The 20,601-nt window shown below is 71.2% G+C and carries 20 protein-coding genes; 11 read left to right on the plus strand and 9 right to left on the minus strand.

Annotation, left to right across the window (positions count from 1 at the left end):
* Positions 1-2: 2 nt before the first annotated feature.
* Together BMY74_RS24315 and BMY74_RS24320 are read right to left on the minus strand one after the other, a co-directional pair.
* Positions 3-899: a PDR/VanB family oxidoreductase gene (locus BMY74_RS24315; protein ID WP_089919872.1), complete on the minus strand. Its 897-nt coding sequence runs from the start codon at positions 897-899 to the stop codon at positions 3-5.
* On the minus strand, positions 899-1,756 hold the full coding sequence (locus BMY74_RS24320; RefSeq protein WP_089919875.1) for a metal-dependent hydrolase: 858 nt from the start codon (positions 1,754-1,756) through the stop codon (positions 899-901). The genes BMY74_RS24315 and BMY74_RS24320 overlap by 1 nt, the downstream gene beginning before the upstream one ends.
* Positions 1,757-1,827: 71 nt before the next feature.
* On the opposite strand from BMY74_RS24320, the gene BMY74_RS24325 reads away from it, so the two are divergent.
* Positions 1,828-2,439, plus strand: a complete 612-nt coding sequence (locus BMY74_RS24325) for a TetR/AcrR family transcriptional regulator (protein ID WP_089919877.1) — start codon at positions 1,828-1,830, stop codon at positions 2,437-2,439.
* Positions 2,440-2,490: 51 nt separating this feature from the next.
* On the opposite strand, the gene BMY74_RS24330 is transcribed toward BMY74_RS24325, so the two are convergent.
* From BMY74_RS24330 to BMY74_RS24350, 5 genes are all read right to left on the minus strand, one after another.
* A complete protein-coding gene (locus BMY74_RS24330) occupies positions 2,491-3,444 on the minus strand; it encodes a class I SAM-dependent methyltransferase (protein WP_089919880.1) in 954 nt (317 codons plus the stop codon).
* Between the two features lie 133 nt (positions 3,445-3,577).
* Positions 3,578-4,435 carry an SGNH/GDSL hydrolase family protein gene (locus BMY74_RS24335; protein ID WP_089919883.1) on the minus strand — a complete coding sequence of 286 codons (858 nt, stop codon included), beginning with the start codon at positions 4,433-4,435 and terminating at the stop codon, positions 3,578-3,580.
* 54 nt (positions 4,436-4,489) lie between these two features.
* Positions 4,490-6,685 (minus strand): heavy metal translocating P-type ATPase, encoded by a 2,196-nt coding sequence (locus tag BMY74_RS24340; RefSeq protein WP_089919885.1) that lies wholly within the window; start codon positions 6,683-6,685, stop codon positions 4,490-4,492.
* On the minus strand, positions 6,675-7,505 hold the full coding sequence (locus BMY74_RS24345) for a hypothetical protein (protein WP_089919888.1): 831 nt from the start codon (positions 7,503-7,505) through the stop codon (positions 6,675-6,677). The genes BMY74_RS24340 and BMY74_RS24345 overlap by 11 nt, the downstream gene beginning before the upstream one ends.
* Before the next feature lie 57 nt (positions 7,506-7,562).
* The gene (locus BMY74_RS24350) at positions 7,563-7,844 is read right to left on the minus strand and encodes a metal-sensitive transcriptional regulator (protein WP_089919890.1); all 282 of its coding nucleotides are present in this window, start codon (positions 7,842-7,844) and stop codon (positions 7,563-7,565) included.
* A 524-nt stretch (positions 7,845-8,368) separates the two neighbouring features.
* Here BMY74_RS24350 and BMY74_RS24355 point away from each other — a divergent pair.
* From BMY74_RS24355 to BMY74_RS24370, 4 genes are all read left to right on the plus strand, one after another.
* The gene (locus tag BMY74_RS24355; RefSeq protein WP_089919892.1) at positions 8,369-9,400 is read left to right on the plus strand and encodes a LacI family DNA-binding transcriptional regulator; all 1,032 of its coding nucleotides are present in this window, start codon (positions 8,369-8,371) and stop codon (positions 9,398-9,400) included.
* Positions 9,401-9,564: 164 nt separating this feature from the next.
* The gene (locus tag BMY74_RS24360) at positions 9,565-10,587 is read left to right on the plus strand and encodes a glycosyl hydrolase (RefSeq protein ID WP_089919894.1); all 1,023 of its coding nucleotides are present in this window, start codon (positions 9,565-9,567) and stop codon (positions 10,585-10,587) included.
* Between the two features lie 136 nt (positions 10,588-10,723).
* A complete protein-coding gene (locus BMY74_RS24365) occupies positions 10,724-12,658 on the plus strand; it encodes a potassium transporter Kup (RefSeq protein ID WP_177229898.1) in 1,935 nt (644 codons plus the stop codon).
* An 8-nt stretch (positions 12,659-12,666) separates the two neighbouring features.
* The gene (locus tag BMY74_RS24370; protein ID WP_089919896.1) at positions 12,667-13,269 is read left to right on the plus strand and encodes a P-loop nucleotide/nucleoside kinase family protein; all 603 of its coding nucleotides are present in this window, start codon (positions 12,667-12,669) and stop codon (positions 13,267-13,269) included.
* Positions 13,270-13,282: 13 nt separating this feature from the next.
* Here the strand turns inward: BMY74_RS24370 and BMY74_RS24375 are convergent, their stop codons facing one another.
* On the minus strand, positions 13,283-15,064 hold the full coding sequence (locus tag BMY74_RS24375) for an FAD-binding dehydrogenase (RefSeq protein WP_089919899.1): 1,782 nt from the start codon (positions 15,062-15,064) through the stop codon (positions 13,283-13,285).
* Between the two features lie 163 nt (positions 15,065-15,227).
* Here BMY74_RS24375 and BMY74_RS24380 point away from each other — a divergent pair, with 163 nt between their 5' ends.
* Positions 15,228-16,358, plus strand: coding sequence for an RsbRD N-terminal domain-containing protein (locus BMY74_RS24380; protein WP_089919901.1), 1,131 nt, complete (start codon positions 15,228-15,230; stop codon positions 16,356-16,358).
* A gap of 3 nt (positions 16,359-16,361) precedes the next feature.
* Here BMY74_RS24380 and BMY74_RS24385 read toward each other — a convergent pair whose 3' ends face one another.
* Positions 16,362-16,775: a ribonuclease domain-containing protein gene (locus BMY74_RS24385; RefSeq protein ID WP_089919904.1), complete on the minus strand. Its 414-nt coding sequence runs from the start codon at positions 16,773-16,775 to the stop codon at positions 16,362-16,364.
* A gap of 222 nt (positions 16,776-16,997) precedes the next feature.
* Here BMY74_RS24385 and BMY74_RS24390 point away from each other — a divergent pair, with 222 nt between their 5' ends.
* From BMY74_RS24390 to pcaC, 5 genes are all read left to right on the plus strand, one after another.
* On the plus strand, positions 16,998-17,804 hold the full coding sequence (locus tag BMY74_RS24390) for a cellulose binding domain-containing protein (RefSeq protein WP_089919906.1): 807 nt from the start codon (positions 16,998-17,000) through the stop codon (positions 17,802-17,804).
* 69 nt (positions 17,805-17,873) lie between these two features.
* Complete coding sequence (pcaH, locus tag BMY74_RS24395) at positions 17,874-18,611, plus strand: protocatechuate 3,4-dioxygenase subunit beta (RefSeq protein WP_089919909.1); 738 nt, start codon at positions 17,874-17,876, stop codon at positions 18,609-18,611.
* On the plus strand, positions 18,604-19,098 hold the full coding sequence (locus BMY74_RS24400; protein ID WP_089919911.1) for a dioxygenase family protein: 495 nt from the start codon (positions 18,604-18,606) through the stop codon (positions 19,096-19,098). Before pcaH ends, BMY74_RS24400 begins: the two co-directional genes overlap by 8 nt.
* A complete protein-coding gene (locus tag BMY74_RS24405; protein ID WP_245786329.1) occupies positions 19,095-20,222 on the plus strand; it encodes a lyase family protein in 1,128 nt (375 codons plus the stop codon). Before BMY74_RS24400 ends, BMY74_RS24405 begins: the two co-directional genes overlap by 4 nt.
* A gap of 9 nt (positions 20,223-20,231) precedes the next feature.
* Positions 20,232-20,591, plus strand: coding sequence for a 4-carboxymuconolactone decarboxylase (pcaC, locus tag BMY74_RS24410; RefSeq protein ID WP_256557431.1), 360 nt, complete (start codon positions 20,232-20,234; stop codon positions 20,589-20,591).
* Positions 20,592-20,601 lie beyond the last annotated feature (10 nt).

Here is a 20,601-nt window from a genome sequence, read left to right on the forward strand (position 1 = left end):
CTTCACAGCTCCTCCAAGACCAGTCGATCACCGGTGGGCCTGTCCACGCAGATCCGCACGCCCCCGACGTCGCACGTGCCGCAGAACCCCTGCCGGCACGAGTAGGCGACCGACGGCCGGAAGTCCCTGATCACGTCCAGCGCCGACCGGTCGGCGGGCACGTCGAGGGTTACCCCGCTGCGGCGCAGTTCCACCGCGAACGGGCGCCCGTCCACGATCGGCGGCGGGCTGAAGCGCTCGAAGTGCAGCCAGCGCGAGGAGAACTCGGCCCGCACCTGGTCGAGCATCGACGCCGGCCCGCAGCAGTACACCGCGCCACCGGGCGACGCGTCCGCCAGCAACGCCCCGCCCCGCCCGATGCGCACGTCGACCCGCCCGGCCGGGAGCTCGTCCAGGAACGGCATGGTGGCCGTCGAGCGCCCGCGGTACACGAGCCGCCAGTCGAGGCCGCGCCGCGCGGCCGCGTGCACCATCGGCAGGATCGCGGTGATCCCGATGCCGCCCGCCACGAACAGGACCGGCCCGATCCCCGCGAACGGGAACGCGTTGCGCGGCCCGCGCACCTGGATCCGGTCGCCCACCCGCAACGCCTGCACCTCGCGCGAGCCGGCGCCGACCTCGCGGACCGCGATCCGGTAGGTGTCCTCGGCCGGGTCACCGCACAGCGAGTACTGGCGGCGCAGCCCGGACGGCAGGTGCAGGTCGACGTGACAGCCCGGCTGCCAGGCGGGCAGCGCCGGGCCGCCGAGGCGGAGGCTCACCACGCCGTCCGCGACCTGGGAACGTTCGACCAGGGTCAGCCACAACGCGTCCCGCGCGGCACCGGGTCGCGCCCGGCCGCCGAAACGGGTCACCGCGGCGTCGTAGAGCGCGCCGAACCGGGTCAGGCCACCCAGCATCAGTGCGCCTCCCGCGCCGCGGGGGACGAAGCCAGGTACGCGATCGCCTGCGACGTCGACCCCTCCTGCTTCGGGTGGTACGCCGGGTGGAAGTACCGCAGAAACGCCCGGAAGATCTCCGACAGCTTCGGCAGCAGCCCGCGCCGACCGGCCCGCATGGCCTCGCGCCACGTCAGCCGCACGTTCGTCGTCTTGTCCGCGTGCACCATGAACCGCGCGCCACGCACCCACAGCCAGAAGAGCACCGGCGCGACCAGCAGCATCGTGCGCGCACGCCGCACGTATCGGCGGTCGAGATGGCACATCAGGTCGTACGCGACGCTGCGGTGCTCGACCTCCTCGGCCGCGTGCCAGCGCAACAGGTCCAGCATCACGGGGTGGATGCCTGCGCGGTCGAGGGCGTCGGCGTTGAGCATCCAGTCGCCCAGGTAGGCGGTGAAGTGCTCGACGGCGGCGACGATCGCGACCCGTTCGATCAGCTGCTCGCGCGCCTGCTCCGGGCCCAGCCCCGTCCCGGGCCCGAGGATCCGCTGGAACACGTGCTCTATCTGCCGCGTGAACGGCCGCGGGTCCAGGCCGTGAGCGAGCAGGTGGTCGAGCACCTCGCTGTGGGCCTCGGCGTGCATCGCCTCCTGCCCGATGAACCCGAGCACGTCCTCGCGCAACGTGTCGTCCGAGATCAGCGGCACGGCCTGCTGGAACGTCCGCACGAACCACCGCTCGCCCTCGGGCAGCAGCAGGTGCAGGACGTTCATGACGTGCGTGGCCACCGGCTCGTCCGGGACCCAGTGCATCGGCAGGGTCGACCAGTCGAACCGCACGTCACGCGGCTGCAGTACGAGGTTGTCCGGCTCCATCGCAACACCTCCGCCAATTGCTACGCGCCCGTAGCTTTGTGAAAGCTACGCCACCGTAGCAATATGGTCCGGTGAGCACAACGCGTCGGAAGTACGCCCGCCGCCTGCCGCCGGAGCAGCGCCGCGAGCAGTTGCTGGACGCCGCCCTGGGCCTGATCGCGGCGGGCTTCGACACCGTCACGATGGAGTCGGTGGCCAAGGAAGCGCAGGTCACCAAGCCCGTGCTCTACGACCTGTTCGCGAACCGGGCCGAGCTCATCGGCGCCCTGCTCGAACGCGAGGCGGGCCGCGCCACCGAACAGGTCGTCGCCGCCCTGCCCACCGACTTCGCGACCCGCTCCCCGGACGACGCCTTCGCCGACGCCGTCCGCGTCTTCGTCAACGCCGTGGTGGAGGCCCCCGACCGCTGGCGGCTCGTGCTGCTGCCGCCCGAGGGCACGCCGGCCGAGTTCCGCACGCAGGTCGAACTCGTCCGGGCCGGCGTCCTGGCCCAGATCGAGGAACTGGCCGCGCTCGGCCTGAAGGAGCTGGGCCGCCTCGACGACCTCGACTCCGCCCTGCTCGGCCACGCGATGCTCGCCCTGGCGGAGATGTCCGGCCGGCTCGTGCTCACCGACCCGGAGAGGTTCACGCCCGACCGGCTGGTGGCCTTCGTGACCCGGATCGCCCACGGCCTGCGCTGAGCAGGCCCGGACACCACGGCGAAGGCCGTCCAGCTGATCAAGCGCGAGGAGTCATCGCCTCGTGCGGACGTGGGCGAGCAGCGCCAGTCCGGTCTGGTCGAAGCCCACCGACACGTCGCAGCCCGGCAGCAACGCGCGGACGGCGGCCTCGTCGCGCTCGACGACCTGCCACTCCATCAGGTACTCGAGCGCCCAGCGGAACGGGTTGCCGCCGGTGAGGCTCGAGAAGTGGAACAGGCCGCCGGGGCGGCAGAGCCGGGTCAGCACCGCCTCGGTCAGGCGCGCGGCGGCCCGGTCGTTGAGGTACTCGTAGAGGCCGTTGACCAGCACCAGGTCGTACGGGCCGAGCTCGGCGAGCTTCGGGATCGCGCGGAACACGTTGCCGCTGACCGCGGTCGTGAAGTCGTTGAGCGGCCCGAGCCGCTGCTGCGCGAGTTCCAGCGCGTCCGGGTCGACGTCGGTGAGCACGAACCTGTCGCCGGGCCGCACGATGCCGGGCGGGATCTTGCGCAGGTCGGGGGCGGAACCGGCGGCGATGACGAGCACCGAACGGGGCTCGTTGCGAGGCGCGGTCAGCGTGTCGCCGATCAGCCGCGTCTGGTGCATCACCCGGTTGCGCAGCTGGTGGGTGATCGCCACGCCCTGCAGGTGCGTCTCGACGTGCCAGCCGAGCGTGCCCGGCGTCGCCTTGTTCGCCTGCGCGAGGACGTGCTCGATCAACCGGAAGTCGCTGGGGTAGCCGCGGGCCCACTCGTTCTCGTCGCGCATGAACGGCGACCGCGCGCACGCCGACCGCGCGGGCTGCACGATCGCGGCGATGTCCTCCTCCGGGATCCCCGCGAGCACACCGCCGTGGATCTGCACCCCGAGCGCGTGCACCCGGCCGCCGACCTGCATGTGCGCCGACGGGTCAGCGAGGTTGAGCTCCCGCTCGGCGCGTAAGAAGCCGTCGACGGCGTCGCTGATCCGGTGCAGGGCGTCGGTCGTGTGCGGGAGCACGGTCATCAAGCACTCTTCCTCGTTGCGGCAACGGATCCAGAGCCTGTCAGAGGCGCGAGCTGATCAACAGGGTCTTTCGGGTAATACGGGGAAAAGCCTGCTCCAGTTCGCGGGCGGGGCCCCTCGCGGGTGGCCGGCTTCAGCGGCTCGCGGCCGTGACCGCCTCGGCGATCGCCTGGTGTCCCGCAGGCGTCGGGTGCACGTCGGTGCGGTCGCAGAAGTGCGTGAGAGCGCACACCTTGGCCACGGACGCCGGGACCTGGCCGTACTTCGGGTCCTGGGCCAGCTCGGTCAGCGCGCCGTAACCGCCGGTCGCGTCCGTGACGTCGGCGAACTTCGCGCCGAACCTGGCGTACTGGGCCGCGATCCTGGTGTTGAAGTCCTTGAACATCGTGACCGACACCTGGGCGAGGTTCTTGCCGTTGGGGAACGACGGGTTCACCCACGCGCCGAGGAACACGTCGGGGTAGGTGAGGCCGACGATCTTCACGTCCGGCGCGGCCTCGCGGAGCTCGGTGAGGGCGCCCGCGACGTTGGTCTGGATGCCGGCGACGGTCCTGGACGCGCAGTCCAGCGGGTCCTGCACCAGTGCGCACGGCGTCAGGTCGTTGCCGCCGATCACCATCGTGACCAGGGCCGCCTTCTTGCCGCGCAACGCCTCCACGGCGGCGTCGAGCTGCGTCTTGCCGCCCGCGTCGGGGCCGCAGGCGGGCTTGGTGGCCAGGTCGGCGGACGTGGCGCCGTTGCACGCGAGGTTGATCAGCTTGAAGCCGGACTCCTTCGCGACGATCTGCGCGAAGCTCTCCGTCGTGCCGTCCGGGCCGAAGCCCGTCGCGTAGGAGTCGCCGATCGACACGTGGACCTGCTCGGCCGGTGGGGGAGCGCTGCTGCTCTGCGCCGGTGCGGGGACCTGCGCGGGCGGTGTTGAGGTGCACGCGGTCAGCAGCGTGACCACCGCGGCCATGACCAGGGCCAGCCTCGGCACATCCACTCCCATCGGTTGCTGATGTGCCGAGGCTACGAAACCGGCCGTGAGGGTCGTGTTGCCTTCTCAGCGGAAGGCGCGCAACCGCAGGCTGTTGCTCACCACGAACACCGAGGAGAACGCCATCGCGGCTCCCGCGATCATCGGGTTGAGCAGGCCCAACGCCGCCAGCGGCAGCGCGGCGACGTTGTACGCGAACGCCCAGAACAGGTTGCCCTTGATCGTGGAGAGCGTGCGCCGCGCGAGCCTGATCGCGTCCACGGCGGCCCTCAGGTCGCCTCGCACCAGCGTGAGGTCGCTGGCCTCGATCGCCACGTCCGTGCCGGTGCCCATGGCGAGGCCCAGGTCGGCCTGGGCGAGCGCGGCGGCGTCGTTCACGCCGTCGCCGACCATGGCCACGACGCGGCCCTCGTCCTGGAGCTTCTTCACGACGTCGACCTTGTCGGCCGGCAGCACCTCGGCGACCACCTCGCTGATGCCGACCTCGGCCGCGACCGCTTCCGCCGCCGCGGAGTTGTCGCCGGTCAGCAGCACGGGACGCAGCCCGAGCCCGCGGAGGCCCTCGATCGCCTCCTTCGAGGTGGGCTTCACGGTGTCCGCGACGACGAGCACGCCACGGGCCTTGCCGTCCCACGCGACCAGCACCGCCGTGCGGCCCTGCCGTTCCGCCTCCTCCTTGGCCTCGCGCAGCTCCGTGCCGAGCGGGACGCTCCACTCGCTGAGCAGGCGTTCCCGGCCGACGAGCACGGCGTGGGCGTCCACGACGCCCTGCACGCCGAGCCCTTCGACGTTCTGGAAGTCGTCGACGGCGGGCACGTCCCCCGCCGCCTGGGCGACGGCCCTGGCGATCGGGTGCTCGGAGGCGTTCTCCAGGGCCCCGGCGAGCCTGAGGACCTCGGCCTCGGTCTCGCCCTCGGCGGTGTGGACGCCCACCAGGCTCATCTGCCCGGTCGTCACGGTGCCGGTCTTGTCGAGCACGACGGTGTCGACGCGGCGGGTGGACTCCAGCACCTCCGGCCCCTTGATCAGGATCCCGAGCTGGGCACCCCGGCCCGTGCCGACGAGCAACGCCGTCGGCGTCGCGAGCCCCAGCGCGCACGGGCAGGCGATGATCAGCACGGCCACCGCGGCCGTGAACGCCGCACCCGCACCGCCGCCGGTGCCGAGCCAGAAGCCCAGCGTGCCCACGGCGAGGGCGATCACGACCGGCACGAACACGGCGGAGATCCGGTCCGCGAGGCGCTGCACCTCGGCCTTGCCGTTCTGCGCCTCCTCGACCAGCCTCGCCATCTGCGCGAGCTGCGTGTCCGACCCGATCCGGGTCGCCCTGACGACGAGCCGCCCGCCCGCGTTGACCGTCGCGCCCGCCACCGCGTCACCGGGGCGCACCTCGACCGGCACGGACTCTCCGGTGAGCATGCTCGCGTCGACCGCTGAGGTGCCCTCCTCGACGACGCCGTCCGTCGCGATCTTCTCGCCGGGCCGCACGACGAACCGGTCGCCGACCGCCAGCTCCTCCGTCGGGACGCGCACCTCGCGGCCGTCCCGGACGACCGCGACGTCCTTGGCGCCCAGCTCGAGCAACGCCTTGAGCGCCGCCCCCGCACGCCGCTTGGACCGCGCCTCGAAGTACCGCCCGGCCAGGATGAACGTCGTGACGCCCGCCGCGACCTCGAGGTAGATGTTGCCGGTGCCGGCCATCCGCTCGACGGTGAACGTGAACCCGTGCGTCATGCCGGGAGTGCCCGCCGTGCCCAGGAACAGCGCGTAGAGCGACCACAGGAACGCTGACCCGACGCCGAGCGAGATCAGCGTGTCCATCGTGGCGGCGCCGTGCCGGAGGTTCGTCCACGCCGCCTTGTGGAACGGCCACGCGGCGTACGTGACGACCGGTCCGGCGAGCGCGAGCGACAGCCACTGCCAGTACGTGAACTGCAGCGCCGGCACCATCGCGAGCGCGATCACCGGCACGGAGAGGACGGCCGACGTGACCAGCCGCTCCCGCAGCGTCCTCGTCGGGTCGTCCTCCTCCGCGGTTTCGGTGGGCTCGGCCGGGAGTTCGGCCGTGTACCCGGTGGCCTCGACCACCTTCACCAGGTCGGCGGGGGTGAGGTCGCCCGCGTAGCTGACCCGCGCCTTCTCGGTCGCGTAGTTGACCGATGCCTGCACGCCCTCCAGCTTGTTGAGCTTGCGCTCGATCCGCGCCGCGCACGAGGCGCAGGTCATGCCGCCGATCGAGAGTTCGACCGTGTCAGTGGCCATGACCGCCCTCCTCGTGGGTCGTGAGCGTGAACTCCGCGGTGCGGACCACGCCGTCGTGCTGGAAGTCCAGGAACAGCCGGTACTTCCCGGCCGTCGGCACCTCCACCGCGAACTTCACCTGCCCGCCCTGCTCGGGGTGCACGTGCAGGTACGCCAGGTCGTCCGACCGCAGGGCCACCAGGTGCCCCTTGGCACCCAGGTAGTCCTGCAGGTCCGCCACCGGCCTGCCGTCCTTCGAGATCTCGATCGCGACGGTCGACGCCGCGTTCGCCTTCAGGTCTCCGAACAGGGATACCTCGTAGCCGTCGACCGTGAACGTGCGGCTGTCGACGTGGTTCTGCGGCCGGTAGTCACCCGGCACCTGGACGTCGGCGCCCAGCGTGAGCGCGGGACCACCCTCCGGCCTGAAGTCGGCGAAGACGCGGTAACTGCCCGCGTCCGGCAGCTCGAGAGGCGTCGACCAGGTGCCGTCCGGGGCCATCTGCGGGTGGACGTGCCGGAAGTGCGAGCCGTCCCGGCGGACCGCGACCAGGTGCAGGCGCTTCTCGTGCTCCACCGCGAACTTCGTGACGGGCTGGCCGTCCGGGCCCTCGACGGTGAAGGTGAGCGGCGCGGTCTCCTTCAGGCGCAACGTGTAGCCGTTGTCCGAAACGGACAGTCCCGGTGGGAGTTTCGAGTCGTGGCCGCCATCGTGTGTCTCGGCGTGTGGGGCCGGGGATTCGGCCGGCGTGGGCCCCGTGGCGGCGCCCGCGGCCCAGGTGCCGCCGAAGATCACGGCGAGGGCGGCGGCGTAGAGCGCGACCTTGTAGCCGGTCCTCATCGGAGGGCGTCCGGGTTCGTGCCGGTGTGGACGGTCATGAAGCCTTCTCCTCGCGGGTTAGGAGCGGACCAGGCGGGCGATGGCGTCACTGGCCTCCGCGATCTTCGCGTCGGCCGTGTCGCCGCCCTCGGTGATGGCCTGGCTCACGCAGTGCTTGAGGTGCTCGTCGAGCAGCCCCAGTGAGACCGCCTGCAACGCCTTGGTGGCAGCGGAGATCTGGGTGAGCACGTCGATGCAGTACTCGTCCTCGGTGATCATCCGCTGCAGACCGCGGACCTGGCCCTCGATCCGGCGGAGGCGGCGCAGGTGGGCGTCCTTCGTGGGGGCGTAGCCGTGCATGTCTCGCTCCTTCTCCGGCCACCGCTCGGCCGGGTGGTCATCCCGGGGGCGCGGTGGGCTCGCCACCCATTTATACCCTAGGGGGGTATGGGTATGTCAAAGGTGGGTGCCGGGTGGGGTGGGGGATGGGCGGCGGTGGGGTAGGCGGCGGTGGCGGGGCGCATCGACTGGGTGCCGCGCGCGATCTGGCCTGCGGTCCGCGGTCCTGTGGCCTGAGGTGGGGTCTGCGGCTCGCGGTTCTCCTGCCTGTGGCCTGGCTCGGGCCTGCGGCCCGCACTCCGCCCGTGAGCGGGCGTGCGGCCTGCGGTCCGCCGGCGAGTAGGCCGCGGCCGCCGCTAGCGAGCCCCGCAGCCGGCAAGCCCCGTAGCCCGCGAGCCCGCCATCGGCGTGCGGCCCGTGCGCCCGCCACACGCGATCCCACCCAGCGCCGGCCATCTCCCGACCGGCCCCCTGCCCTTCTCCCACAACGACTGAAGCGTTTAACCACCCGGCCGCGCAGCGCCGCTCCCGAGTAGGCTCGCCCCGTGACCGACTCCGTCTCCGGTGAGCGCAGGGTGACCATCAAGGACGTCGCCGCGCGGGCCGGGGTGTCCACCGCCGCCGTGTCGATCGCCCTGCACGACCGGCCGGGGGTGTCCGCCTCGACGAAGGAGCGGATCCTGGCCGTCGCGCGCGAGCTGGGCTGGCGGCCGAACCTCGCCGCCTCCTCGCTGTCCGGGCGCGGGCTGCACACCGTCGGGCTCGTAATTGCGCGGCCGGCCCGGTTGCTGGGGCTGGAGCCGTTCTACATGGAGTTCATCTCGGGCATCGAGAGCGTGCTGGTGCGGCGCTCGTGCTCGTTGCTGCTGCGCCTGGTGGAGGGCGGCGAGGAGATCGAGGTCCACCGCGAGTGGTGGCAGGGCGGGCGGGTCAACGGCAGCATCCTGGTCGACCTGCACGTGGACGACCCGCGCATCCCCGCGCTGGCGGAGCTGGGGCTTCCCGCCGTCGTGGTCGGGCACCCGAGCCTCGCGGGTCCGTTCACCTCGGTGTGGACCGAGGACGCGGAGGCGATCACCGAGGCGGTGCGCTACCTCGCCGCCCTGGGGCACCGGCGCGTCGCGCGGGTCAGCGGTCCGCCGGAACTGGGGCACAGCGCGATCCGGACGGCCGCGTTCACCGAGGTCGCGCGCGAGCTCGGGCTGGAGGCCCGGACGGTCGTCGCGGACTTCTCGGCGGACCAGGGCAGCCGCGCCTGCCGCACCCTGCTGCTCACGCCGGACCGGCCGACCGCCATCGTGTTCGACAACGACGTCATGGCGGTCGCGGCGCTGGGGGTGGCCGCGGAGTTCGGCCTGTCGGTGCCGGCCGACCTGTCGCTGCTGGCCTGGGACGACTCGCAGCTGTGCCAGCTCACCCGGCCGACCCTCTCGGCCATGCGGCACGACGTGTTCTCGTTCGGCGCGCAGGCCGCGGAGGCCCTGTTCGGGGTCATGACCAACCGGCCTCCGGCGGAACGCCTGGTGCACGCCCCGGCGCTGGTCCCGCGCGCGTCGACCGCCCCGCCCCGCAGCTGAACCGGTCCGGTCGGCCGGTGCTGAAGCGTTCTATGGACATCCCCGTCGAAGCGCCTCTATGGTGAGGCGGCCAAGCAGGTTAAGCGTTTTAGTAAACCGGCTCGCCGCCGCAGCCGTCACGTAGTCCCACCTCAGCGCAGAGTGGGTTCCACGAGGAGGAGCGAGTGCGACACACCACGCTTCATCGGTACGGCACGGCGTTCACCGCGGTCCTGACCTTCCTAGGCGTCCTGGTCGCGGTGGCACCGCAGGCCCAGGCGTTCCCGAGGTCGTCGCGGCAGAACGTGATCAACTACCTGACCTCGATCACCGGCCGGTACGTCGTGTCCGGCCAGCACAACAAGGAGCCGGCGAGCAACCCCGGCCAGTACACCCAGCAGGTCAAGGACATCACGGGCCAGTACCCCGGTCTGTGGGGCGGTGACCTGATGTTCCGGCCCGAGGACGTGGCCAACCGGCAGCGGGTGGTCGACCAGGCCAAGATCGAGTGGGCCAACGGCTCGCTGGTGGCCCTGACCTGGCACGTGTGCACACCGACCGGCGGCAGCACCTGCCAGTTCGACGGCGGGGTGAAGACCCAGATCAGCCAGAGCCAGTTCACCGAGGTCGTCACCAACGGCACCGCGCTCAACACCGCGTGGAAGCGCCGCCTCGACGAGGTGGTGCCGTACCTGCGGCAGCTCAAGGACGCGGGTGTGCCGGTGCTGTTCCGCCCGTTGCACGAGATGAACGAGTCCTGGAACTGGTGGGGCAACCGGCCGGGGCCGGAGGGCGGCGCGAAGCTCTACCGCATCACCCGCGACCACCTGGTGTCCCAGGGCCTCGACAACCTGATCTGGGTGTGGAACGTCCAGGACAACCCGGCGGGGAACTGGGCGTCGTACTACCCCGGCGCGCAGTACGTGGACGTGGTGTCGCTCGACGTCTGGTACAAGGGTCTGCCCACGTCGGGCGACTACCAGCAGATCCAGAACATCGCGGCCGGCAAGCCCGTGGCGCTCGCCGAGACCGGCAAGGTGCCGACCGCGGCGTTCCTGGACGCCCAGACCCGCTGGAGCTACTTCATGGTGTGGTCGGAACACCTGCGCGGCAACAACACCGCGGCGGAGGTCCAGGCCGGCTACTTCCACCCGCGCACCCTGAACCAGGGTGAGTTCACCGTCCCCGGCGTCGCGGTGCGGGGCTGACACGGCGTCCTCCCGGACAGCTCTCCCGACCGTCGCGGCGCACGCCGTCAGGAACGCGTAAAGATCACCCGGAAGTGCTCTGCGGGTGGTGGGGTGCGCGGTTATCTTGCGGGCACCGGCGGTCGAGGGAGTGTTCGTGGCTGATCAGCAGGTTGCCGAGGCGCCGTCGCGGCAGAAGCTCGCACACGACACCGTGCGGCTCGGTGTGGTCGTCGGGGCGCTCGGCGTGGTCTTCGGGGACATCGGGACCAGTCCCATTTACACGATCCAGACGGTCTTCAACCCCGCCGACCCGCACCCGGTACCGGTCAGCGTCGACAACGTCTACGGGGTCGTGTCGCTGATCTTCTGGTCGGTGACGATCGTCGTGACGGTGACGTACGTGCTGCTGGCGATGCGCGTGCACAACGACGGTGAGGGCGGGATCATGGCCCTCATCACGCTGCTGCGGCGGTGGAAGGCCAGGCAGGGGCGCAAGGCCGCGGCCACGCTCGCCGCGCTGGGGATCTTCGGCGCCGCGTTGTTCTTCGGCGACAGCATGATCACGCCGGCCATCTCGGTGCTGTCGGCCGTGGAGGGGCTGAAGGTCGTCGAGCCGGAGCTGGAGCGGTTCGTCGTGCCGATCACCGCCGTGATCATCATCGGGCTGTTCCTGGTGCAGCGGCGGGGAAGCGGCGTCGTCGGGCGGTTCTTCGGGCCCGTGATGATCCTGTGGTTCGCGGTGATCGGGATCGCCGGGATCCGGGGCGTCGCCGCTCATCCGGAGATCCTGAAGGCGTTGTCGCCCACGTACGCGGTCGGGTTCCTGTTCGGGAACTTCGGCATCGCGTTCTTCGCACTGGCGGCCGTGGTCCTCGCGGTGACCGGCGCCGAGGCGCTGTACGCGGACATGGGCCACTTCGGGCGGCCCGCGATCGCGCGCGGCTGGTTGTTCCTGGTGTTCCCGGCCTGCGTGCTCAGCTACATGGGGCAGGGCGCGCTGGTCCTGGACGACCCGGCGAACATCAGCGGGCCGTTCTTCCTGCTGGTGCCCGAGTGGGGGCGGTGGCCGATGGTGGTGCTGGCGACCGCCGCCACGGTGATCGCCTCCCAGGCCGTGATCACCGGCGCGTACTCGGTGGCGTCGCAGGCCGCGCAGCTCGGGTACCTGCCCCGGTTGCGGATCGCGCACACGTCCGAGTCGACCATCGGGCAGATCTACGTGCCGTGGATCAACTGGGTGCTGCTGGTGTCGGTGCTGACGCTGGTGTTCGCGTTCCGCACGTCCGCCGCGCTGGCGTTCGCCTTCGGCATGGCGGTCACCGGGACGATCACGATCACCACGACGCTGTTCCTGTTCATCGCGCGGTGGAAGTTCGGGGCTCCGGCGTGGGCGATCGGGCTCGGCTGCGTGTTGCTGCTGGGCGTGGACCTGTTGTTCCTCGCCGCCAACCTGACGAAGCTGTTGCACGGGGCCTGGTTGCCGTTGCTGATCGGGCTGACGGCGTTCACGGTGATGACGACGTGGCAGCGCGGGCGGGCGATCGTCACGAAGGCCCGGCGCGAGGCAGAGGGGTCGTTGCGGGCGTTCATCGAGGAACTGCACGAACAGCGGCTGACGCGCGTGCCGGGATGCGCGGTGTTCCTCAACCGCGGCAAGGAGACCGCGCCGCTCGCCATGCGCGCCAACGTCGAGCACAACCACGTCCTGCACGAGCGGGTGGTGATCGTGTCGATCGAGACCGAGCCGGTGCCGAGGGTGCCGGACGAGCGGCGGGTCGAGGTCGACGAGCTCGGTTACGCCGACGACGGCATCATCCACGTCAGCGCTCGCTTCGGGTACGTGGAGACGCCGGACGTGCCCGCCGCGCTTGCGTTGCTGGACCCCACCAGGACAGAGGGCGGGCTGGACCTCGCGCAGGCGCGCTACTTCCTGTCGAAGATCGAGCTGCAGCGCGGACCGAAGCGGACGATGGCGGGCTGGCGCAAGCGGTTGTTCGTGGCCACCTCCTACATCACGGCGGACGCGGCCGAGCACTTCGGATTGCCCCGAGAGCGAACAGTGATCATGGGCGCGCACATCGATGTTTAGGTGTAACCATGACGGACGCCTACCTGAAGCTCGAACCGACCACCGAAGGCCCTGTGGTCGTGCTGGTGGCGGGGATCCCCGGCGCGGGCAAGAGCACGCTCGCCGAGTCGCTGGCCCGTGCGTGGCGCGGTCCGATCGTCTCGATGGACTGGGTGCAGGGCACGGTCACGCAGTTCCCCGAGCTCTCGGACGACGCGGCGAGGGGGCTGGTGGACCTGAACCTCACGGCCTCCCTGGCGCGGCACGTGACGCTCGGGATCGACGTGGTCGTCGACGTGGCAGCACACACCCTCGAGGCTCGTGCGCAGTGGCGTGAGCTCGTTGAACGGCTGGGTGGGGTGTTCGTCGGCGTCGAGTGCGTGTGCTCCGACGAACGTCTGCACCGCGAGCGCGTCGAGGGTCGCGACAGGGGCATTCCCGGGTGGTACCCCACGGTTCCCTGGGAGCACGTGCAACGGATGCGGGGCCTGTGGGAGCCGTGGGAGGACGACCACCTCGTACTCGACTCGGCCGTGGAAACGCCGGAGGGCTCGCTCGCGAAGGTGCTGGAGGTGGTGCGGGGCCTGCGGTCAACAGGGGAGACCGCAGACCCCGGGATCCTGGGCCGTTAGGCGTTCTCAGCCGTCAGGCGCTCTCCGCCGCCGCACCCCGGCCCGCCGCGCGCCCGGAGAACAGGCAGCCGCCGAGGAACGTCCCCTCCAGCGCGCGGTAGCCGTGCACGCCGCCACCGCCGAACCCGGCCACCTCGCCCGCCGCGTACAGGCCGCGGATCGGCTGGCCGTTCGACCCGAGGACGCGGCCGGTGAGGTCGGTCTGCAGGCCGCCCAGCGTCTTGCGGGTCAGGATGTTCATCCGGATCGCGATCAACGGGCCGGAGCCGGAGTCGAGGATCTTGTGCAACGACGCCGTGCGCGCGAGGCTGTCCCCGCTGTACGCCAGGGAGTTGCGGATCCCCATCACCTGCAGGTCCTTGGTGAACGGGTTGTCGACCTGCTGGTCGCGCGCGACGATCTGGCGGCGCAGCTCGTCGAGGTTGATCAGGTTCTGGCCGGTCAGCGCGTTCATCCCGGCGACGAGGTCCGGCAGGTTGTTCTTGATGACGAAGTCCACGCCCTTGTCCATGAACGCCTTCACCGGCGGCGGCGTGCTGTTCAGCAGTCGCATGGCGAGGTAGGCGACGAGGTTCTTGGCGGTGATCTCCGGGTTCTGCTCGGAGCCGGAGAGCACGAACTCCTTGTCGATGATCTTCTTGTTGAGGATGAACCACGAGTAGTCGTGGCCCGACCTGCCGATCAGCTCGAGCGTGCCGAGCGTGTCGAGCGACGGGATGCCGGGGTTCGCGAACCGGCGCCCGCGGGCGTCGAACCACAGCGACGACGGCGCGGCCAGCACGCGGATGCCGTGGTCCGGCCAGATCGGCGTGTGGTTGATCATGCCCTCGGTGTAGTGCCACATGCGGTCGCGGTTGACCAGGCGCGCGCCGGCCAGTTCCGAGATCGCGAGCATGCGGCCGTCGACGTGCGCGGGCACACCGGTGACCAGCCGCTGCGGCGCGGGACCCAGGCGAGCGGGCCAGTTGCGGCGCACCAGGTCCTTGTTGGCGCCGATGCCCCCCGAGGTGACGACGACCATCGGCGCGTACAGCTCGAAGTCGCCGACCTTCTTGCGGGAGCTGGGCGTGCCGCGGGCGGCGCTGCTGGCCTCGAGGACGCTGCCGCGCACGCCGGTGACGGCGCCGTTCGACGTGATCAGGGCGTCGACCTGGTGCCGGAACTTGAACGTGACCTTGTTGTCGCGGACGGCGTCGCGGACCTTCTTCTCGAACGGCTCCATCACGCCCGGTCCGGTGCCGAGCGTCATGTGGAAGCGCGGCACCGAGTTGCCGGGGCCGTCGGCGAGCTGCCCGCCGCGCTCGGCCCAGCCGACGATCGGCACCCAGCGGACGCCGAGCCCGTAGAGCCAGTCGCGCTTCTCACCGGCGGCGAAGTTCAGGTACGCCTCGGCCCACTTGGCGGCCCAGAAGTCCTCGCCCAGCGGGTCGTTCACGCCGCGGTCGAACCCGGCGGTGTTGAACCAGTCGGCGCGCGCCAGTTCGAGGGAGTCCTTGATGCCCGCGGTGCGCTGCTCCGGGGAGTTGACGAAGAAGAGACCACCGAGCGACCAGAAGGCCTGACCGCCCAGGCTGGCCTCGGGTTCCTGGTCGAGCAGCAGGACCTTGCGGCCCGCCGCGGCCAGTTCGGAGGTCGCCACGAGGCCCGCGAGGCCGTGCCCGATGACGATGACGTCCGCGTCGACGCGCGGTGCCGCTCCGGCGACGGCCTGCCCCAGGGTCCCGCTCGCGGCGATCGCACCGATCGCGCCGCTCGCGGCCAGCAGGTTGCGACGGCTGATGTTCCGGTCTGACATCCCAGGGCCTTCCTCGTTGAAGGGTGGTGCCAACGCGAATTACTCTCGCGTAAAGCAACTAACCAGCAACGGGAGAGCGGGGCATAGGGTCCCGTCCCCAAACGGCGACGGCTGTGTTGTGGCCGTCACACAACGTGGTGTTTGCGGAGGCGCTGTGCCGGGGATGTCCGCGATGGTCCGCCAGGTGCTCGAAGCCGTCGCCGCGGACGACAAGGTGGTCGAGAGGGTCGTCGACGCCGCCCGCGGCCACTCGCCCGAGGTCGCCCGGCTGCCCGCCGAGGAGAACCGCCGGCACATCGCGTTCCTGCTGTCCGAGGGGATCGCGCACCTCGAACGCGGCGGTGCGCCCGACGACGGGGACTTCTCCGCGGCGCTGGCGCTGGGGGCCGACCGCGCCGCGCAGGGCGTGTCGATGGCGGGACTGCTGCGCGGGGTGCACGCCGGGCGCACCGAGCTGATCAGGGCGGCCGTCGAGCTCGCGCGGTCACTGGGCGTCGACGACGGCACGATCCTCGACTTCATGATCGACCTCGACCACTACGTCGGCGCGGTCGAACGGCACATCGTCAGCGGCTACCACACCGCCGAGCTGCAGCTGTCCCGCACGGCCCGCGACCTGAACGCCCAGGTGCTGCGGCGGTTGCTGGTCTCGGGCGACTTCCCGGACGTCTCCGAGCTCGCGCGGGCCGGGCTGCGCCCCGACGGCCGGTACCACTGCGTGGTGTCCGGGGTGACCGACCCGAGCCACGCGCGGACGCTGGAACAGCGGCTGCACACGTCCGGCGGTGTCTTCGGACTGGTCGAGGGACGGCTCGCGGGACTCACGCACGTGCCGCCCACTTGGTCGGACGACCTGCTCGTGGTGTCGCCCGCGACCGCGCTGAAGTCGTTGCGGGGCACGTACTCGATGTGCGCGCAGGCCCTGGCGGCGGCGGGCGCCTCCTGCGGCGTGCGGCTGCTGACCGACCTCGCCGGTGAGACCGCTCTCGCTGCGTTCCCGGCGCTGGCCGAGACGCTGGCGGACTCGCTGCTCGGCCAGCTCGACCCGAAGAGCTCGTTCCACCACGAGATGGTGGTGACGGCGTTGTGCTACTTGGACAACGGCGGCCGGCTCAGCGCGACGGCCACGGCGTTGCACATCCACGCGAACACCGTGCGGTACCGGCTGGACCGGCTCGTGGAGCTGAGCGGTGCCGACCTCGGCGACGACCCGGACGCGGGGCGTTCCCACGTGCTGACGACGCTGCACACCTGGTGGGCGCTGCGGTCGTGGCTCGACCGCAGCGCCCGGTAGGACTCAGAGCCGGTAGAAGTTCGCGTAGTGGTCGGGGGAGAAGTAGACGACGTTCGCGGTGCGGTCGACGATGATCCGGTACGCGTCCCGGGAAGCGCCGCACGCGCGCGGGTAGACGTCGAACTCGAGGTAGCTGTGGCCGGCCGGGAGCTGGCCCTCGCGGTTCTGGTGCACACCGCCCGCGTAGTTGCACTGCCCGTTCGGCCAGCCGCTGACCCAGCCGCGCGTGCTCGGGTAGCTCCTGGACTTCCAGGAGGTGTTGGCGCTCCTGGCCGCGTCACACCGCGACTGCGTGCAGGACTGGTAGACGGCCGCGTCGGCGGCGGGCGCCACGACGGTGGTGATGCCCAGCACCGAGGCGACGACCGCGAGGGCGGCGAACAGGCGACGTGTCCGGTGTTGCTGCAGGGAATGCACTTCAGACCTCCATCGGCAGGGAACGAGGAACGTCCTGATCTTTTCCGTTGATCACCACGAGCCGATGAACGGCAGGGAACCATCCGCACAACTGTGGCCTCCCCACGCTCGCACACCCGGTGACGTGGCGCACGGCTTGATCGTCCGACGACTCCGAAAGCCCGAGTTGATCAACTCCGAACAGCCGATTGCGGACGCTGCCTCCGGCGATAGATTTGTCGAATGGCAGCACGGAAGCACTTCATGGTGCTGTTGACCTTGCTCGTGGCCGGGTGCACGGCCTCGCAGGACGGCAGGCCCCTCCCCGCGGCACAAACTCCTTCGTCGTCCACAGCGGAGAGCGAGCCGTCCACAAAGGTGCGAGCCGTTCTGGACGCTCGCAACGTCGAACTCGCCGACGGCACGCGCGTGCGCGTCGCGCTGCTGGCCGAACCGACGTCGTGCGCCGCCCCCGCCGCTCTCGAGTTCGCGACGAAGACGTTGCTGGACAAGGAAGTCCGCGTGCGCAGCATCACGCCCGGCGAGGTCTCGCTGGAGCTGCCGGACGGCACCGACTACGCGCTGCTCGCCGTGAGCAGCGGTGCCCTGCGTGTCAGCGGCGCCGACGGCGGTCCGCTGGTCGAGGCGGAAAGCAAGGCGTCCCAGGCGAAACTCGGCCTGTGGGGACAGGGCGACTGCGCCGCCCCGACGTCCACGCCGCCGCCCCCGCCGTCCTGCGTGGTCGTCTACCGGATCACCGGCCAGTGGTCCGGCGCGTTCCAGGCCGAGGTGACCGTGCGCAACGTCAGCGGCGCGTTGGTCGAGGGCTGGACGGTGCGGTGGCGGTTCGCGGAAGGGGAGAGCATCGCGCAGCTGTGGAACGGCACGGCGTCCCAGTCCGGGGTGAACGTGAGCGTGACCAACGCCGACTACAACGCGTTGATCGTCGCGGACGGCTCGGTGTCGTTCGGTTTCAACGGCTCCACCACGGTGCCCAGCACGCCGCCGGTCTCGTTCAGCCTGAACGGCAACGCCTGCACCACCGGGTAGCGGCCGGGCTTCCACTGGGTGGAAAGACGCTGTCGACGCGGGCGCGGCGGTTGCCTAACCTCTGATCACGTGACGACCAGCCAGCACGAGATCAGCGACGAGATCGCGAAGATCCAGGCCGACTCACCGGGAGGTGCGCCGCTGCTGGACTTCGCGCCGTACCGCAGCACGACGTTGCGCCACCCGACCAAGGAACCGCTGCACGTCGACCCCGAGGGCGCGGAGCTGTTCGCGCCCGTCTTCGGCCACTCGGACGTCGCGGCCGTCGAGTCCGACCTGACGCTGCAGCGCGGGGGCGAGCCGATCGGCGAACGCATCCGCGTGCAGGGCCGCGTGCTCGACGGCGACGGCCGCCCGGTGCGCCGGCAGCTCGTCGAGATCTGGCAGGCCAACGCGGCGGGCCGCTACTCGCACCAGGGCGACCAGCACCCGGCGCCGCTCGACCCGAACTTCACCGGCGTCGGGCGCTGCCTGACCGACGACGACGGCTGGTACTCGTTCACGTCGATCAAGCCGGGCCCCTACCCGTGGCGCAACCACCACAACGCCTGGCGGCCCGCGCACATCCACTTCTCGTTGTTCGGCACGGACTTCACCCAGCGGCTGATCACGCAGATGTACTTCCCCGGCGACCAGCTGCTGGCCCTGGACCCGATCGCGCAGTCGATCACCGATCCCGCGGCGCTGGACCGGCTCATCGCCTCCTACGACCACTCGCGGTCCGAGCACGAGTGGCTGCTGGGCTACCGGTGGGACATCGTGTTGACCGGCAGCCACGCGACCTACCTGGAGCCGTCCGATGACTGACGCGACGCCCGGCCAGACCGTCGGGCCGTTCTTCCACCACGCGCTGGCGTTCCCCGGCGACTCCGAGCTCGTGCCGTTCGGCTCGGCCGGATCCGTGGTGCTGCACGGGTACGTGCACGACGGCGCGGGGGAGCCGGTGCCCGACGCGATGATCGAGATCCGCCAGGCCGACGCCTCCGGGGTCGTGCCGCGGGTGGGCGGGTCGCTGCGGCGGCGCGGAGCCGGGTTCACCGGCTGGGGCCGTTCCTGCACCGACGGCGCCGGGCACTACTGGTTCAGCACCGTCGAGCCCGGGCTGCCGTTCTTCGCGGTCACGGTGTTCGCCCGCGGGTTGCTCGACCGGCTGTTCACGCGCATCTACCTGCCCGGTGCCGCGGACGCGGTGGACGGGCTGGTCGCCTCGCGCGAGGACGACGGCCGGTTGCGGTTCGACATCCACCTGCAGGGTCCGTCCGAGACGGCGTTCTTCAGGTTCCCGCGGACGTGATCGTGCTCCCCGGATCCCACCGCGCCGCCGGCCTCCTCGACGACACCGCGCTGGTGCGGGCGATGCTGGAGGTCGAGGTCGCCTGGGCGCGCGTGCTCGGGTCGGAGCTGGACCTGGGCGACTGGGTGCCCTCGCTCGACCCCGTCGAGGTCGAGGCGGCGGGCAACCCGGTGCTGCCGCTCGTGTCCGCGTTGCGCGCCAAGGTCTCCGAACCCGTCCACACCGGACTGACCAGTCAGGACGTGCTCGACACCGCGCTGGTGCTGCTGGCACGCGGTGCGGTGGAACGGGTGTCGGTGGACCTCGAACGGGTCGCGGGCGCGCTCGCCCGGCTCGCCGACGAGCACCGGTCCAGCGTGATGGCGGGGCGGACGCTGACCCAGCACGCGGTGCCGATCACGTTCGGGCTCAAGGCCGCGCGGTGGCTCGTCGGCGTGCTCGACGCGCTGGACGAGCTGGAGTTCGTCGCGCGGAACCTGCCGGTGCAGTGCGGGGGCGCGGCCGGAACGCTGTCGCGCGTCGAGAACCCGGTCGAGTCGGCGTCGGCGCTGGCCCGTCACCTGCGACTGGTGTGGCCGGGCCTGCCGTGGCACACCTACCGCGCACCGATCACCCGGCTCGGCGACGCGGTGGTGCGCGCGTGCGACGCGCTCGGTGTGCTGGCCGCGGACGTGCTGACGCTGGGACGGCCGGAGATCGGCGAGGTCGCCGAGGGGTTCGTGGCCGGGCGGGGCGGGTCGTCCACCATGCCGCACAAGCGGAACCCGGTGCTGTCGGTGCTCGTCAACAGCGCGGCCCTGCGGGCTCCCGGGCTGGGCGCGCAGTTGCACCTGTGCGCGGCGCGGGCGGTCGACGAGCGGCCGGACGGAGCCTGGCACGCGGAGTGGCCCGCCCTGCGGGCGTTGCTGGAGCTCGCGGTCGTGGCGGCGTCGCAGGCGGCCGAACTGGTGGAGGGGCTCGAGGTGCACGCGGATGTGATGGAGCGCCGGGCCCGCGAGGCCGCCTCGGACCTGCTGGCGGAGCGCGGCGGCGGTGACGACCCCGGCTCGTACCTCGGTGCGGCCGAGGTGTTCGTGGACGAGGCGCTGAAGCGGTGGGAGTGGCGCGATGACCGAGGCGTTTGAGGAGAAGCGGTGTCCTACGACGACGGCATGAAGGTCCGGCGTGAGGTGCTCGGCGACGCGCATGTCGACAGGGCGCGGCCGGACGCGTTCACGCAGGACTTCCAGGAGCTCATCACGAAGTACGCGTGGGGTGAGATCTGGACGCGGCCCGGGCTCGACCGGCGGACGCGCAGCGCGATCACGCTCACGGCGTTGATCGCGCTGGGGCACTGGGACGAGCTGAAGCTCCACGTCGCGGCGGCCGTGCGCAACGGACTGAGTCAGGACGAGATCGCCGAGGTGCTCCTGCAGAGCGCGATCTACTGCGGGGTTCCCGCGGCCAACCACGCGTTCTCGGTGGCGCGGCAGGTGTTGCAGGAGGGCTTGTGAACGCTTTCGC

Source organism: Lentzea albida (assembly GCF_900111005.1).
Classification (GTDB): domain Bacteria; phylum Actinomycetota; class Actinomycetes; order Mycobacteriales; family Pseudonocardiaceae; genus Lentzea; species Lentzea albida.